Here is a 14,237-nt window from a genome sequence, read left to right as displayed (position 1 = left end):
CCTGCATGACCGCCACGCGACACTCGACAAAGTCGCGCCCGGCTGCAACACTCGGCGCAAGATCAAAAAGGAGGAAACGATGACGATCAACCGACGCGATCTGGCTCTCTCGACTCTCGCCCTCTCCGCGCTTGCGCTCACGACGCCGGCGCTGGCGGCCTCGGCCGACGAGGAAGCCGTGGCGAAAAAGGTCGAGGCCTTCCGCCTCGCCCAGATCGCGGCCGATCCCAAGGCGCTCGGCGCGCTCTGCTGGGACGATCTCAGCTACAGCCATTCCAGCGGCAAGGTCGAGGACAAGGCGACCTTCGTCACCAACGCCACCGACGGCAAGTCCAAATTCCTGTCGATCGAGTACAAGGACCCGACCATCAAGGTCGTCGGCCCCGCCGCGATCGTGCGCTTCCACTGGGTGGCGGAACAGGAGATGGCGGCCGATGGGAAAAAAGTGCCGACCAACCTTCACATCCTGATGAACTGGCAGAAGCAGGGCGACGACTGGAAGCTGCTCTCGCGCGCCGCGACGAAGTTGTGATGACGTTCTTACCCTCTCCCCCTGCGGGAGAGGGTGGCTCACCGCGTAGCGGCGAGCCGGGTGAGGGGTTGCCTCAGCGAGCACATCTTTCGAAATTCAATTTGCGGACAGATACCCCTCATCCGGCGCTTCGCGCCGCCTTCTCCCGCAAGGGGAGAAGGAAAAGGCAGCTGTATCAAGGGCTGCAAAAAATTCCGACCACGCTTCGCACGTGAGGAATCGCGCTACCTGGCGCGATGCAGCGTATTGCGACCTGATGCTCGATAAGATCGAGTGCGGCTGCAACAGTGGGTGCAAGATCAAGAACGGAGGATACGATGACACTGAATCGCGATCATGCCGCCATCACGGACCACGAGGCGGTGGCAAGAAACGTCGAGGCATTTCGTCACGCCCAGATCGCGGCCGACCCGACGGCACTCAGCGCGCTGTGCGCGGATGATCTGAGCTACAGCCACTCCAACGGCTTCCTCGAGGACAAGGCGGCCTTCGTCGCCAACGCCACCGACGGCAAGACGGAGTTCCTGTCGATTACGTACAAGGACCCGACCATCAAGATCGTTGGCCCTGCCGCGATCGTGCGCTTCCATTGGCTGGCCGAAATGATAACCGGCGGACAGAAAGTGGCAAACAGCCTTCATATCCTGATGAACTGGCTGAAGCAGGGCGACGAATGGAAGCTGTTGTCGCGCTCCGCGACAAAGCTGTAACCAACCACGTCATTCCGGGGACGCGCCGAAAGGCGCAGGCCCGGGATCCATAGGTCGGCAATTTCTGCAGCGAGATAGATTCCGGGCTCGCGCTTTTCGCGCGCCCCGGAATGACAAGCGCGGCGCTTACGCCGCCTCCTTCACATCACCGTTAATCAGCTTGCGCGCCGCGCGCTCCGCTTCGCGGGCGTTGCGGAAGAGCTGGCCTTCGAGACGGTTGAACGGGTGGGATGAGGCGAAGAAGCAGTAGCCTCCTTGAGAACGAACGACGATACCTGCGGTCTGCGAATCGACTTCGATGATGTAGCTATCCGACATGGTCCGTGGATTCCCTCAGTGCGGGCAAATAACGGCATGCCTGCCCAAAGGTTCCTGGGCATCTTGAGGCCGTTTCCACCCCGAATCGACAGGCAACTGAGTACGCCGAGACCTCATCCGTTTTATGACTGGTTGTTGGCGAAGCCGCGACGCGTTGACTCATCGGCGCCGCGTTTTGCGTTGCTGCACATCTTCGTGAGATGAGGCGCAAAGCCGCGCGCGATTACGTCGCGATCGGCGGATCGTTGCGCTGGATCGCTTGCGGGCGCCCGTCGTCGTCGATCGAGACATAGGTGAAATTGCCGTCGGTCACCAGGATCGGCTGGAGCTCCCTGCGCCGCAACGCCCAGGCTTCGAGATGCACGGTCATCGAGGTCCGGCCCACGCGGACGAGATTGGCGTAGACCGAGACGAGATCGCCGACATAGACCGCTTTGCGAAAATTCATCGCCTCGATCGCGACCGTGACCGTGCGCGATCGCGCAACCTTCGATGCGAACACGCCGCCGCCGACGTCCATCTGGCTGAGCAGCCAGCCACCGAAAATGTCGCCATTGGCGTTGGTGTCGGCGGGCATCGCCAGCGTGCGGATGCAGAGATCGCCGCTCGGCTCGGTGTCGGACGTTTCGGTCATGTGCCTCTCACTTGAAATTGTCCCAGCCGGGATCGGGCGCAAAGCGATCGCCGAATCGCTCGGCCAGCGCGCGCAGCGTCGATACAACATTTTCCACGCCGCGCGTGCGCGCATAGTTCAGCGGGCCGCCGCGGAACGGCGCGTAACCCGTGCCGAAGATCATGGCGCCGTCGACGGTGTCAGGGTCATCGACGATGCCCTCGCGCAGCGCCGCGACGCAGACGTTCGACATCGGCAGCACCAGGCGATCGATCATCTGGTCGGTGACGCGCGGGCCGGTCTCGGGCAGCGGTGCCTTCTCCGCCTTGCCGTCCTTCCAGGTGTAAAATCCCTTGCCGGACTTGCGGCCGAGCTCGCCCTTGGCGACCTTCTCGCGCAGCCAGGCCGGCGTCGGCGGCAGCAGATCGCCGAATTTGGTGCGCAGCATGTCGCCAACGTCGAGGCAGATATCGAGCCCGACCTGGTCGGCAAGCTCGATCGGCCCCATCGGCATGCCGAACTGCTCGGCGGCCGCGTCGATCAGGCGCTGGTCGATCTTCTCGTCCAGCATCACCATCGCTTCCAGCATGTAGGGCGTCAGCGCGCGGTTGACGAGGAAGCCGGGGGAGCTTTTCACGGAGAGCGGCAGGCGGTCGATCGCGCCGACGAAGGCGAGCGCTTCTTTCAGGACCTGCGCATCGTTGCCATCATGGCTAACGACCTCCACCAGTTGCAGCCGCGACACCGGATTGAAGAAATGCAGGCCGACCAGCCGCTCCGGCCGCGCCAGCGTGGTGCGGAGATCCTGGAGCGGAATGCTCGACGTGTTGGTCGCAAGGATCGCGCCCGGCTTCATCCTGGGCTCGAGGCCGGCATAGACCTTCTGCTTCAGCTCCAGCTTTTCCGGCACCGCCTCGATGATGAGATCGGCGTTGCGGACGCCTTCGCCGTCCATGTCGGGGATGAGCCGATCGAGTGCGTCCCGCACCTCGGTCGGCTTGCGGATGATCTTGCCGTAGAGCTCGGCCGCACGCTTCACCGCGCCTGCGATCGGCTCCGCCTTCATGTCGGCCAGCGAGACGCGCAGCCCCTGCCCCGCTACCCAAGCCGCGATGTCGCCGCCCATGGCGCCGGCGCCGATGACGTGGACGTGCTTGATCGCATTCCCGCTGCCGGCCGTTTTCTTCATCTGCTCGCGCAAGAAGAACACCCGGATCAAATTCTGCGCGGTCGGCGTCACCATCAATTTGGCGAACGAGGCCTGCTCGGCCTTCAGCATCGCGGCCTTGCTGCCGCCATGCGTCTCCCAGAGATCGATCAGCGCGTAAGGCGCCGGATAGTGCTCGCGGGACGCAGCCTTTACGGCTTCCGAGCGCATGCGTTTCGCCAAGAGCCCGCGTACGGGACCGAAGTTCGCTGCACGCGTCAGAACGCCCGGACGCGCCCGCTTCAGGCGGCCGAACAGCGCATCCTTGACCGCGTTACGGACATGACGCTCCTGCGTCACGGTGTCGACAAGGCCGAGCGATCTGGCGCGGCGCGCATCGATGGTGCGGCCGGTCAGCATCAGCGCCATCGACTGGGGCGGATTGACCAGCGACGTAAACCGCGCGGTGCCGCCGAGGCCCGGATGCAGGCCGAGCATCACCTCCGGAAAGCCGAAGCGCGCGCCGTCGATGGCAATGCGCGACTGGCAGGCCAGCGCGACCTCCAGCCCGCCGCCGAGGCAGAAGCCGTGGATGACCGCAACCGTCGGCAGCTTCAAGGCTTCCAGATGATCGACCACCGCATGCGCAGCGCGGATACGCGTCTCCACGATCTCGGAGTCGGACGCGCCGCGGAACTCATTGACGTCAGCGCCCGCGATGAAGCCGGACGGTTTTGCCGAGCGGATCACGAGGCCGGCGGGGCGCTCGGTCTCGATCGCCGCAAGCACGGCGTCGAACTCCTCCATCACGTCCGAGGACAGCGTGTTGGCGCTGGCGTCGGCGCGGTCGAACAGCAGCCAGGCGACACCATCGGCATCGCGCGTCAGCTTGAAGTGCTTGTACGGGCTGTCGGTCGCAGGCTTTGGTCCCAGCTCGAGCACGCGATCGCCGAGCACGGTCATGATCTTCGAATCCATGGTCACACCGCCTCGATCAGCATGGCGCCGCCGAGCCCGCCGCCGATGCATTCGGTGGCAATTCCGCGCCGCGTGCCGAGCCGCTTCATCGCGTTGACGAGATGCAGCACGATGCGGTTGCCGGAGGTGCCGACGGGATGGCCGAGCGAGATCGCGCCGCCGTCGACGTTGAGCTTGTCACGGTCGATCTCGCCGGCGGCGCCGTCGAGCCCAAGAATCTCGCGGCAGAACTTGTCGTCGTTCCAGGCAGCGAGGCAGCCGAGCACTTGCGTGGCGAAGGCCTCGTTCAGCTCCCAGGTGTCGACGTCCTTGATGGTGAGGTCGTTGCGCTGGAGCAGCGGCGTTGCCGACATCACGGGACCGAGCCCCATGATGCCAGGATCGAGCGCGGCCCAGTTGCTGTCGACGATGGCGGCCTTCGGCGTCAGTCTGTGCTTGGCCACCGCCGCATCAGAAGCGAGGATCACCCAGGAGGCGCCATCGGTGATCTGCGAGGAATTGCCGGCGGTGACCTGGCCCCAGGGGCGCTCGAATACCGGCCGGAGCTTTGCGAGGGTCTCGGCCGTGGAATCCGGCCGAACGCCGTCGTCGTGGTCGAAGAACTTGCCGTCGCGGGAGAATGCGGTCTCAACCTCACCCTTCAGAAAACCCGACGTCTGCGCATGCGCGAGCCGGCGATGGCTCTCGGCCGCGTAGGCATCGGCCTGTGCGCGCGTAATGCCGAAGAGGTGGCCGACGACCTCGGCGGTCTGGCCCATGTTCAACTCGGTGATGGGATCGGTCAGGCCGCGCTCGAGGCCGATGATCGGCTTGAGATAACGCGGCCGTAGCTTGAACGCAGCCGCAAGCTTCGCCGCCACGCCCTTGGCGGTGGCGAGGCCGGCGAACCAGCGCACACCGGAATTCGGCCAGACCAGCGGGGCGTGGCTCAGCGCCTCGGTGCCGCCGGCCAGGATCAAGTCGGCGTGCCCCTCGCGGATGTAGCGATAGGCGGTGTCGATCGACTGCATGCCTGAGCCGCAATTGATCTGCACGGTGAAGGCGACCATGTCCTCGCCCATGCCGAGCCGGAGCGCCGCGACGCGGGCCGGGTTCATCTCGTCGGCGATCACGTTGACACAGCCGAGGATGACCTGGTCGAAATCGGCAGGTGAAAACGGCTGGCGCGCCAGCAGCGGACGTCCGCACTGCACGGCGAGATCGACCGGCGTGAACGGCCCCGGTCCGGAGCGCGCCTTCAGAAACGGCGTCCGGCTGCCGTCGACGATGAAAACCGGTCGTGCCATCAGCTCGCCGCCCTCTGCTCTCCGAGTTCCTGGAAGAACTGATGCACATCGCCGGTTTTCTTGTAAATCGGCGACAGCGCCTCCGGCGCAAAATCGTCGACCTCGATCACTTTTGTGACGGCTTCGTGAGCGGTGGATAGCTGCTCGCCCTCGGCCTGCGTGATCACGCCTTTGGCAACGCCGTCCTTCCAGTCGCTTAAATGTGCAGCACGCATGCGCTTGGCGATCGCATCGGCTTCTGCAACCAGCTTGAACGCGCGCTCCAGCCGGGCAAAGCCGCCATCATCGTCGACATGGGCCAGATCCGGCGTCAGGCGCTCGCGCGCCGCTGACGGCTCCAGCACCAGGCTTGCGCATTGGTGCACGACGCGGTCGGAGGGACCGAGCACGCGCGCACCGAACGGCTGGACGACGAGCTTGAGGATGACAGCGACAAAGCGGTTGGGCAGGTTGGCGAGGATTTCGGCAAGCCGGTTTTCGATGGTCCGAAAGCCCGTCGCCATGCACCATTCGAGCGCTGCAAAATCCTCCTTCTGCCGGCCCTCGTCCTGCCAGCGTTTCAGCGCGGCCGACAGCAGATACAGTTCGGAGAGGATGTCGCCGAAGCGCGCCGACAGCATCTCCTTGCGCTTGAGCGCGCCGCCGAGTGTCAGCAGCGCCATGTCGGCGCAGAGCGCGAACGCCGCGGAGTAGCGCGAGAGCTGGCGATAGAAAGGCGTGGCATCGCCCGCGTCCGGCGCGAGTGCAAACGCGCCAAAGGTCCAGCTCCGGCCGAAGGCACGTAGCAACGTATTGAAGCTGTGGCTGACATGCTTCCAGAACGCCTTGTCGAACGCAGTGAGCCCGCGCTCGCGATCGGTGTCGGCGAGCGCATTCATCTCGTCGAGCAGATAGGGATGCGCGCGGATGGCGCCCTGCCCGAACACGATGAGATTGCGGGTGAGGATGTTGGCGCCCTCGACCGTGATGCCGACCGGCACGGCGCGGTGCAGATTGCCGAGATAGTTTTGCGGACCGTCGATCACGGCCTTGCCGCCATGAATGTCCATGGCGTCGTCGACCGAGACACGCATCCGCTCGGTCGCGTGCAGCTTCATGATGCCGGAGATGACGGCGGGGTGGACGCCCGCATTCAGCGCTGCGCAGGTGAGCCGGCGCGCCGCATCGAGCTGATAGGCGGTCGCGACGATGCGCGCGAGCGGCTCCTCGACGCCCTCGAATTTCGAGATGGAGATGCCGAACTGCTCGCGGATGCGGGCATAGGCGCCGGTCGTGCGCGCGGCATAGGCGGCGCCGGCTGCCGAGAGCGACGGCAGCGAGATGCCGCGGCCGGCGGCGAGCGCCGTCATCAGCATCTTCCAGCCCTGACCGAGGCGCTCTTGGCCCCCGATGACATAGTCGAGCGGGATGAAGACGTCGCGGCCCCGGTTCGGGCCGTTCTGGAACACCTGCATCGACGGCAGATGGCGATGGCCGATCTCGACGCCCGGCAGATTGGTCGGGATCAGCGCCACGGTGATGCCGAGCTCCTCCTGGCTGCCGACGAGATGATCGGGGTCATAGGCCTTGAAGGCGAGGCCCAGGAGCGTCGCGACGGGACCGAGCGTGATGTATCGCTTGTGCCAGTTGAGCCTCAGTCCAATGACCTCGCTGCCCTCGAACTCGCCCTTGCAGATGATCCCGGTGTCGATCATCGAGGCGGCGTCGGAGCCGGCCTCGGGACTGGTGAGACCGAAGCAGGGAATGTCGCGGCCATCGGCGAGGCGCGGCAGCCAGCGCCCTTGTTGTTCTTTGGTGCCGAACCGCATCAGGAGCTCCCCGGGGCCGAGCGAGTTCGGCACCATCACGGTGACGGCGGCGGCGATGGAGCGGGTCGAGATCTTCCGCACGACTTCCGAATGCGCGTAGGGCGAGAAGCCGAGGCCGCCAAATTCCTTCGGAACGATCATGCCGAAGAATTTTTCGCGCTTGACGAAATGCCAGACGTCCGGCGGCAGGTCGCGCCATTCCCAGAAGATCTTCCACTCGTCGAGCATGGCGCAGAGCTCGTCGACGGGGCCGTCGAGGAAGGCTTGCTCCTCGGCGGTCAATTTGGCCGGCGCGATTTTGAGCAGCTTCGACCAGTCGGGATTGCCCGTGAAGAGATCGGCGTCCCACCAGACGTCACCCGCCTCCAGCGCCTCGCGCTCGGTGTCGGACATCGCCGGCAGCACGCCGCGCGCCCAGGAGAAGATCGGCTTTGTCAGGGTGTCGCGGCGGAAGCTCATGGCTGACCTCATGCATCGGCGCGGTTGTCGGGCATTTTAGCGGAAACTGGCTGGCGGAGGCGAACACTTCGCCAGCAAAATTGACGCGGCCGGGCGGCCGCCCCCGGGACCATAACGGCCGGGGCGTGGGGGCAGTTCCGGGAGAGGGTGAGGGGCTGAATGCCACGCCGTCATTCCGGGCACGCGAAGTGTGAGCTATCCAGAACCACGATCGGGAGCATGGATTCCGGGCTCGACGCTACGCGTCGCCCCGGAATGACGTGGAGAGATCGGCGGTTTGGCCTAATCCGGCCGCACCATCTCGAACATGTTTTCCGGCTTGATCTCGAAATAGTCGCCGCGCCGGCCGGCGCGGACAATCGGGCGGGCGGCAGCGGTCTGGTAGACGCCGTCCTTGATCATGGCCTTGTCGATGTGGACGGCGACGACCTCGCCGAGCGTCAGCCAGGCGTCGGCCTCCTTGCCGTCGGCGCCCTTGAGGCGGACGATGTCGGAGACCTTGCATTCGAAGGCGACCGGGCTCTCGGCGACGCGCGGCACGTTGACGAGCCTGCCGGGCACGGCGGTGAGACCGGCGATCTCGAACTCATCGACCTCGGGGCCGACATGCGCGGCAGTCGCATTCATGCGCTTGGCCAAGTCCATCGTGGTGAGATTCCAGACGAACTCCCTGGTCTGCTCCATGTTCGAGACCGTGTCCTTCCAGTTGGTGGAGGAGAAGCCGATGATCGGCGGCACGTAGCAGAACGCGTTGAAGAAGCTGTAGGGCGCGAGGTTAACGTGGCCCTTGGCGTCGCGGGAGGAGATCCAGCCGATCGGCCGCGGCGCGATGATGGCGTTGAAGGGATCGTGCTTGAGGCCGTGGCCCTTGGAGGGCTCGTAGAAATAAAGGTCTTTGTCGGTCACGCGCTGTTTCCTTCCCGTCAATTGCGAGCGCAGCGAAACAATCCAGGCTCTGCGTTCCTCATCCTGAGGAGCGCGGAACGCGCCTCGCCCTTCGAGACGCGCGCCCTTGGCGCACTCCTCAGGGGGAGGGTCTCCCAGCCTGGATTGTTGCGCTACGCTCGTCATGACGGAGTGTGATGATCCGTCCGTACCCGCCACCAGGGCCGGTCGGACTGCTTATAAGAGCAGATCCCCCGGCCCGTCAGTGGTGCGGGGACAATCCCGCGATGACGAAATCGATCATCTGATCGATGGTCGGGCCCGGCTTGGTGGCGCACTGGGCGATCATCTGGGGGTGGAAGAAGCGCATCATCGCGGTGCAGGCGCACATCGAGGCCAGTTGCAGGTCGCCCGCTTCGAACTCGCCGGAGGCGACGCCTTGCCCGATCATCTGGCCGATCGCCGTGGTGATCAGCTCCATATGGGCGACGCAGACCTCCCAGTCCTCCTGCATCGCGATCTCGACCATCTCGTGCAGCTTGTTGTCGCCGACATAGCGCTCGGTGTTCATGCGATGGATGGTGGTGAGCAGCTCGCGGAAACGCGGAAGCACCGGACCGGGCCTCGCCACGATACGCTGCGCTTCGAGCTCGACCTCGCCCATCAAGCCCCGGGCCACCGACTGGTGGATCGCCTTCTTCGATTCGAAGAAGCGATACACGTTGGCGGGGCTCATCCTGAGCTCCTTGGCGATGTCGCCGACCGTGGTCTTCTGGTAGCCGATCTGGCGGAACAGCCGCTCGGCCACCTCGAGGATACGGTCCCGGGTGTCGCCTTCGATATGTTCCGAAATCAGGGCCATCAGTCAGGACTCGTTCGTCGGTAGTCTTCTCATTTATTCAGCTGCTTCAGCAAGCGGAATTGCGGGATGGTCATCGCTCCCATGCTGCGGCGCGGCAGGCTGCTCGGGGGTGCCGGCCTCGTCCAGGCTCTTCCTGAACCACAGGGCGTACAGGCCCGGCAGGTACAAGAGCGTCAGGAAGGTCGCAACGAACAGGCCGCCCATGATCGTGATCGCCATCGGGCCCCAGAAGGCCGAGCGCGACAGCGGGATCATGGCGAGGATGGCGGCGAGCGCCGTCAGAACCACCGGACGGGCGCGGCGGACGGTCGCTTCCACGATCGCCTCCCGGCGCGTCAGGCCGTGCGAAACGTCGGTCTCGATCTGGTCGACCAGGATGACCGTGTTGCGCATGATCATGCCGGCGAGCGCGATCAGGCCGAGCAGCGCCACGAAGCCGAACGGGGCGTTGGCGACGTTGAGGCCGAAGGAGGCGCCGACGATGCCGAGCGGCGCGGTCAGGAACACCAGGATCAGGCGCGAGAAGCTCTGAAGCTGGATCATCAGCAGCGTCAGCATCACCATGACCATCAGCGGGAAGAGGATGAAGATCGACGCATTGCCCTTGGCGGATTCCTCGAAGGCCCCGCCCGGCTCGATCCGGTAGGCCGGCTCGAGATGGTCCTTGATCGCCTTCAGCTTCGGCGTGATCTGATTGGTGACGTCGGGCGCCTGCACGCCGTCGACGACGTCCGAGCGCACGGTGATCGCCATGTCGCGGTTGCGCCGCCACATGATCGGCTCCTCATGGGCATACTCGATCTTGGCGATCTGCTGGAGCGGCACGGCAACGCCATTGCGCGAGGTGATGGTGAGATCACCGACGCCGCCGAGATCGAGACGTTCGGACGGGATCGCGCGGGCGACCACGGCCACCTTCTCGATGCCGTCGCGGATGGTCGTGACCTGCGCGCCCGAGATCAGCATCGCCAGCGCCTGCGAGACGTCTTGCGGGGTCAGGCCCATGGCGCGGGCGCGATCCTGGTCGACGACGAGCTTGAGGTAAGGCGACTGCTCGTTCCAGTCGAGCTGGACGTCCTTGACGCTCTTGTTCTCCCGCATGACGTCGCGGACCTGGTAGGCGATCTCGCGCACCTTGTTGGCATCGGGGCCGATCACGCGGAACTGCACGGGGAAGCCGACCGGCGGACCGAAGTTGAAGCGATCGACGCGCACGCGTGCTTCGCTCAGCATGCCCTCGGCCGCCGCGTTCTCGATCTTGGCCTTGATGCGCTCGCGCGCCTCGACGCCCTTGGCGACGATGACGATCTCGGCAAAGGCCTCGTTCGGAAGCTGCGGGTTGAGGCCGAGCCAGAAGCGCGGCGAGCCCTGGCCGACATAGGATGTATAGGTCTCGATGTCCTTGTCGTCCTTGAGCAGCGTCTCGGCCGTCTTCACCGCCTTCTCGGTGACGTTGAAGGCAGTGCCTTCCGGCAGGCGGAGCTGGAGGAACAGCTCGGGCCGCTCCGACAGCGGGAAGAACTGCTGCTGGACATGACCGAAGCCGACGATCGAGGCGACGAAGACTCCGACGGTCGCGGCCACCACGGTGATGCGGTGGTTGACGCACCATTGCACGATGGCGCGCAGGCCGCGGTACATGCGGGTCTCGTAGACGGCGTGCGGATCGTGATTGTGGTGCACCTTGATGTTGGGCAGCAGCATGACGCCGATATACGGCGTGAAGATCACCGCCACGAACCAGGAGGCGACCAGCGCGATCGCCACGATCCAGAAGATGCTGCCGGCATATTCGCCGACCGCGGAATTGGCAAAGCCGATGGGGAGGAAGCCAGCGGCCGTGACCAGCGTTCCCGTGAGCATCGGAAACGCAGTGGACTCCCAGGCAAAGGACGCCGCCCGGAAGCGATCCCAACCCTGCTCCATCTTCACCACCATCATCTCGACCGCGATGATGGCGTCGTCGACGAGCAGGCCGAGCGCGATGATCAGCGCACCCAGCGTAATACGATGCAGGTCGAGCGACATCGTGTTCATGACGACGAAGACGATGCCGAGCACCAAGGGCACCGACAGCGCGACCACGATGCCGGTGCGCCAGCCGAGCGCCAGGAACGACACGAACAGCACGATGACGAGCGCTTCCATGAAGGAATGCACGAACTCGCCGACGGCGTGCTCGACCACCTTGGGCTGGTCGGCGATCAGCTTGACGTCGACGCCCTGCGGCACCGCCTTCATGAACTCAGCCGTCGCCTTCTCGACCTCCTTGCCGAGATCGAGGATGTTGGCGCCCTTGGCGGTGACGACGCCGATGCCGATCGCGGCCTTGCCTTCCTGACGGACGACGAAGCTCGGCGGATCGACATAGCCATGGGTGACTGTGGCGATGTCGCCGAGGCGGAACACGCGGCCGTTGCTTTCGACCGGCGTCTCGGCCACGGCCTTGGCGCCGTCGAGCGCGCCGGTGACGCGCAGCGGCACGCGCTGCGACGAGGTCTCGACCGTGCCGGCGGGCGTCACGTTGTTCTGCTTGGCGAGCGAGTCGAACAGCGCCTGCGGCGTGATGCCGAGGGTGGCGAGCTTGGCGTGGCTGAACTCGACGAAGATGCGCTCGTCCTGATTGCCGTAGACGTCGACCTTGGTGACGCCGGGGACCTTCAGCAGGCGCTGGCGGAATCCTTCCGAGACCTTCTTGAGCTGGGCATAATCGGCGCCGTCGCCGGTCATCATGTAGAGGATGGAATCGACGTCGGAGAACTCGTCGTTGACGACGGGTCCGAGGATGCCGGAGGGCAGCTGGCCCTGCACGTCGGCGAGCTTCTTGCGCAGGAGATAGAAGAGATACGGCACGTCCTTCGGCGGCGTGGAGTCGCGGAAGGTGACCTGGAGCGCGGTGAAACCGGGCTTCGAATAGGTCTGCACCTTCTCGAAATAGGGCAGCTCCTGGATCTTCTTCTCGATGGGATCGGCGACCTGCGCCTGCATCTCCTGCGCGGTCGCGCCGGGCCAGAGCACAGAGACGTTGACCACCTTCACCGTGAAGAACGGATCCTCGGCGCGGCCGAGCTTCTGGTAGGAGAAGAAGCCGGCGACGCCGAGCATGAGCATCAGGAACAGAACCAGCGTCGGATGGCTGACGGCCCAGGCCGAAAGGTTGAAGCGCTTCATCGCTCTCTCCGAAAGACGATCCAGTTGCAAAAAACGACAGCCGCTCTGTTCAAGGCGTCATCGCGAGGCAGCGAAGCAATCCAGGGGGCTGGGCAGGTTCTGGATCGCTTCGCCGCTTCAGCCCCAGCATTTGCGCTCGGGCCGAAACTCACCTCACGCGACGTAACTCGTAAGAAACTCAGAAAGACAGTGACGAGACGATCCGCACCCGCTGGCCCGGATCAAGCTTCTGCACACCGAGGGCGACGATCTTGGCGCCCTCTTCGACACCGCCGGTGATGACGACGTCGTTGCTCTCGTAAGACTTCACCGCCACCGGCTTGAGCGTGACGCCGCCATTGTCGTCGACGACGTAGAAAGAGGGCTTGCCGCCTTCGTTGAACAGCGCCGACAGCGGCAGCCGGGCGACACGCTCGGTGGCGGCGTCCGACAGCGTCAGCGTTGCGGTCATACCGAGCGCGACCTTGTCGTCGGCTTCGGGCAGCGAGAATTTTGCAAGATAAGTCCGCGTGGCCGGGTCGGCTGCCGGCGCGATCTCGCGCAGCTTCGCCGTGTATTTCTTGTTCGGCTCGGACCAAAGAGTGACGCTGGCGGCGCCCGACTTGGCGCGTCCGACCAGCGTCTCAGGGATCGCGACGACCGCTTCCTTTTCGGCAAAGCGGGCGACACGGATCGAAGCCTGGCCCGCGGCAACCACCTGGCCGGGCTCGATCAGCGTTGCGGTGACGACGCCACGGGCGTCGGCGTTGAGCGTCGCGTAGGAAAGGGAATTCTTGGTCAGCTCCACCGAGCGCTCGGCCCGGTTCAGGCGCGCCCTCGCCTCATCGGCGGCAGCACGGCTCGAGTCCATCTGCGCGTCCGTGGTCCAGCCCTTGGCCTTCAGATCCTTGGCGCGCTGCTCGGCAGCGGCAGCCTGGGCCAGCACGCCGGTCGCAGCGGTCAGTTCGGCGACGGATTGCTCGGCCTGGAGCTTCAAATCGACCTCGTCGAGCGTCGCGAGCGGCTGGCCGATCTCGACGGTCTGGCCGACTTCGACGAGGCGCTTGGCAACCTTGCCGGCAACGCGAAAGCCGAGATCGCTCTCGATCCGGGGCCGGACGGTGCCGACGAAGCTGCGCTCCGGGGTCTCGGCATCATAATGCGCGGTCGCAACCAGAACCGGCCGCGGCGGCTCGGCCTTTTCAGCGACGGTATCATTGCACCCGGCCAGGGTCGCGGCCATCAGCGCCAAGGATACCCCCGCCAAGAGCCTGGAATAGCTGGATAAAACGGACCGGACGAACATCGGAGGACACTCCTGCATCTCGAATGAGAGGAATGTCGACTAATCACTGATAAAAGTCAATAATCGTCAGTCATCAGGAAAGCGTGATCGTTAAGGGTCTGTAAGCAGTGGGAAGACGCTGAGGCGGTACTATTGTAGGGCTAGCAAGCGAAGCGTGCCCACCACGCCTAATGCAGCGACGAA

Annotated in this window: 11 protein-coding genes; 2 read left to right on the top strand and 9 right to left on the bottom strand. The window is 64.8% G+C overall.

Annotated elements, in window-relative coordinates; genetic code table 11:
* Positions 1-79: 79 nt before the first annotated feature.
* Both I3J27_RS08310 and I3J27_RS08305 read left to right on the top strand, forming a co-directional pair.
* Positions 80-532, top strand: coding sequence for a nuclear transport factor 2 family protein (locus I3J27_RS08310; RefSeq protein WP_270167602.1), 453 nt, complete (start codon positions 80-82; stop codon positions 530-532).
* A gap of 317 nt (positions 533-849) precedes the next feature.
* The gene (locus I3J27_RS08305; protein ID WP_270167600.1) at positions 850-1,242 is read left to right on the top strand and encodes a nuclear transport factor 2 family protein; all 393 of its coding nucleotides are present in this window, start codon (positions 850-852) and stop codon (positions 1,240-1,242) included.
* A 126-nt stretch (positions 1,243-1,368) separates the two neighbouring features.
* On the opposite strand, the gene I3J27_RS08300 is transcribed toward I3J27_RS08305, so the two are convergent.
* The 9 genes from I3J27_RS08300 to I3J27_RS08260 form a co-directional block, all read right to left on the bottom strand.
* Positions 1,369-1,560 (bottom strand): hypothetical protein, encoded by a 192-nt coding sequence (locus tag I3J27_RS08300; protein ID WP_270167598.1) that lies wholly within the window; start codon positions 1,558-1,560, stop codon positions 1,369-1,371.
* A gap of 223 nt (positions 1,561-1,783) precedes the next feature.
* Positions 1,784-2,194 (bottom strand): acyl-CoA thioesterase, encoded by a 411-nt coding sequence (locus I3J27_RS08295; protein ID WP_270167596.1) that lies wholly within the window; start codon positions 2,192-2,194, stop codon positions 1,784-1,786.
* A gap of 7 nt (positions 2,195-2,201) precedes the next feature.
* Positions 2,202-4,298: a 3-hydroxyacyl-CoA dehydrogenase NAD-binding domain-containing protein gene (locus tag I3J27_RS08290; protein WP_270167594.1), complete on the bottom strand. Its 2,097-nt coding sequence runs from the start codon at positions 4,296-4,298 to the stop codon at positions 2,202-2,204.
* 2 nt (positions 4,299-4,300) lie between these two features.
* On the bottom strand, positions 4,301-5,584 hold the full coding sequence (locus tag I3J27_RS08285; RefSeq protein ID WP_270167592.1) for an acetyl-CoA C-acetyltransferase: 1,284 nt from the start codon (positions 5,582-5,584) through the stop codon (positions 4,301-4,303).
* Positions 5,584-7,851 carry an acyl-CoA dehydrogenase gene (locus I3J27_RS08280; protein WP_270167590.1) on the bottom strand — a complete coding sequence of 756 codons (2,268 nt, stop codon included), beginning with the start codon at positions 7,849-7,851 and terminating at the stop codon, positions 5,584-5,586. Before I3J27_RS08280 ends, I3J27_RS08285 begins: the two co-directional genes overlap by 1 nt.
* A 282-nt stretch (positions 7,852-8,133) precedes the next feature.
* On the bottom strand, positions 8,134-8,757 hold the full coding sequence (locus I3J27_RS08275; protein ID WP_270167588.1) for a flavin reductase family protein: 624 nt from the start codon (positions 8,755-8,757) through the stop codon (positions 8,134-8,136).
* A 241-nt stretch (positions 8,758-8,998) separates the two neighbouring features.
* Positions 8,999-9,598: a TetR/AcrR family transcriptional regulator gene (locus I3J27_RS08270; RefSeq protein ID WP_270167586.1), complete on the bottom strand. Its 600-nt coding sequence runs from the start codon at positions 9,596-9,598 to the stop codon at positions 8,999-9,001.
* Between the two features lie 33 nt (positions 9,599-9,631).
* Positions 9,632-12,769, bottom strand: a complete 3,138-nt coding sequence (locus tag I3J27_RS08265) for an efflux RND transporter permease subunit (RefSeq protein ID WP_270167584.1) — start codon at positions 12,767-12,769, stop codon at positions 9,632-9,634.
* Positions 12,770-12,947: 178 nt separating this feature from the next.
* A complete protein-coding gene (locus tag I3J27_RS08260) occupies positions 12,948-14,054 on the bottom strand; it encodes an efflux RND transporter periplasmic adaptor subunit (protein ID WP_270167582.1) in 1,107 nt (368 codons plus the stop codon).
* Between the last annotated feature and the right edge of the window lie 183 nt (positions 14,055-14,237).

Origin of the sequence: Bradyrhizobium xenonodulans (assembly GCF_027594865.1) — a bacterium.
Lineage (GTDB): Bacteria > Pseudomonadota > Alphaproteobacteria > Rhizobiales > Xanthobacteraceae > Bradyrhizobium > Bradyrhizobium xenonodulans.
This window is presented reverse-complemented; position numbering and strand designations above follow the sequence as displayed.

Bases quoted from the DNA above. Each gene is read 5' to 3' on its own strand.
- I3J27_RS08290 (WP_270167594.1), bottom strand. From the start codon at position 4,298: ATGGATTCGAAGATCATGACCGTGCTCGGCGATCGCGTGCTCGAGCTG.
- I3J27_RS08305 (WP_270167600.1), top strand. From the start codon at position 850: ATGACACTGAATCGCGATCATGCCGCCATCACGGACCACGAGGCGGTG.
- I3J27_RS08280 (WP_270167590.1), bottom strand. From the start codon at position 7,851: ATGAGCTTCCGCCGCGACACCCTGACAAAGCCGATCTTCTCCTGGGCG.
- I3J27_RS08270 (WP_270167586.1), bottom strand. From the start codon at position 9,598: ATGGCCCTGATTTCGGAACATATCGAAGGCGACACCCGGGACCGTATC.
- I3J27_RS08285 (WP_270167592.1), bottom strand. From the start codon at position 5,584: ATGGCACGACCGGTTTTCATCGTCGACGGCAGCCGGACGCCGTTTCTG.
- I3J27_RS08300 (WP_270167598.1), bottom strand. From the start codon at position 1,560: ATGTCGGATAGCTACATCATCGAAGTCGATTCGCAGACCGCAGGTATC.
- I3J27_RS08310 (WP_270167602.1), top strand. From the start codon at position 80: ATGACGATCAACCGACGCGATCTGGCTCTCTCGACTCTCGCCCTCTCC.
- I3J27_RS08260 (WP_270167582.1), bottom strand. From the start codon at position 14,054: ATGTTCGTCCGGTCCGTTTTATCCAGCTATTCCAGGCTCTTGGCGGGG.
- I3J27_RS08265 (WP_270167584.1), bottom strand. From the start codon at position 12,769: ATGAAGCGCTTCAACCTTTCGGCCTGGGCCGTCAGCCATCCGACGCTG.
- I3J27_RS08295 (WP_270167596.1), bottom strand. From the start codon at position 2,194: ATGACCGAAACGTCCGACACCGAGCCGAGCGGCGATCTCTGCATCCGC.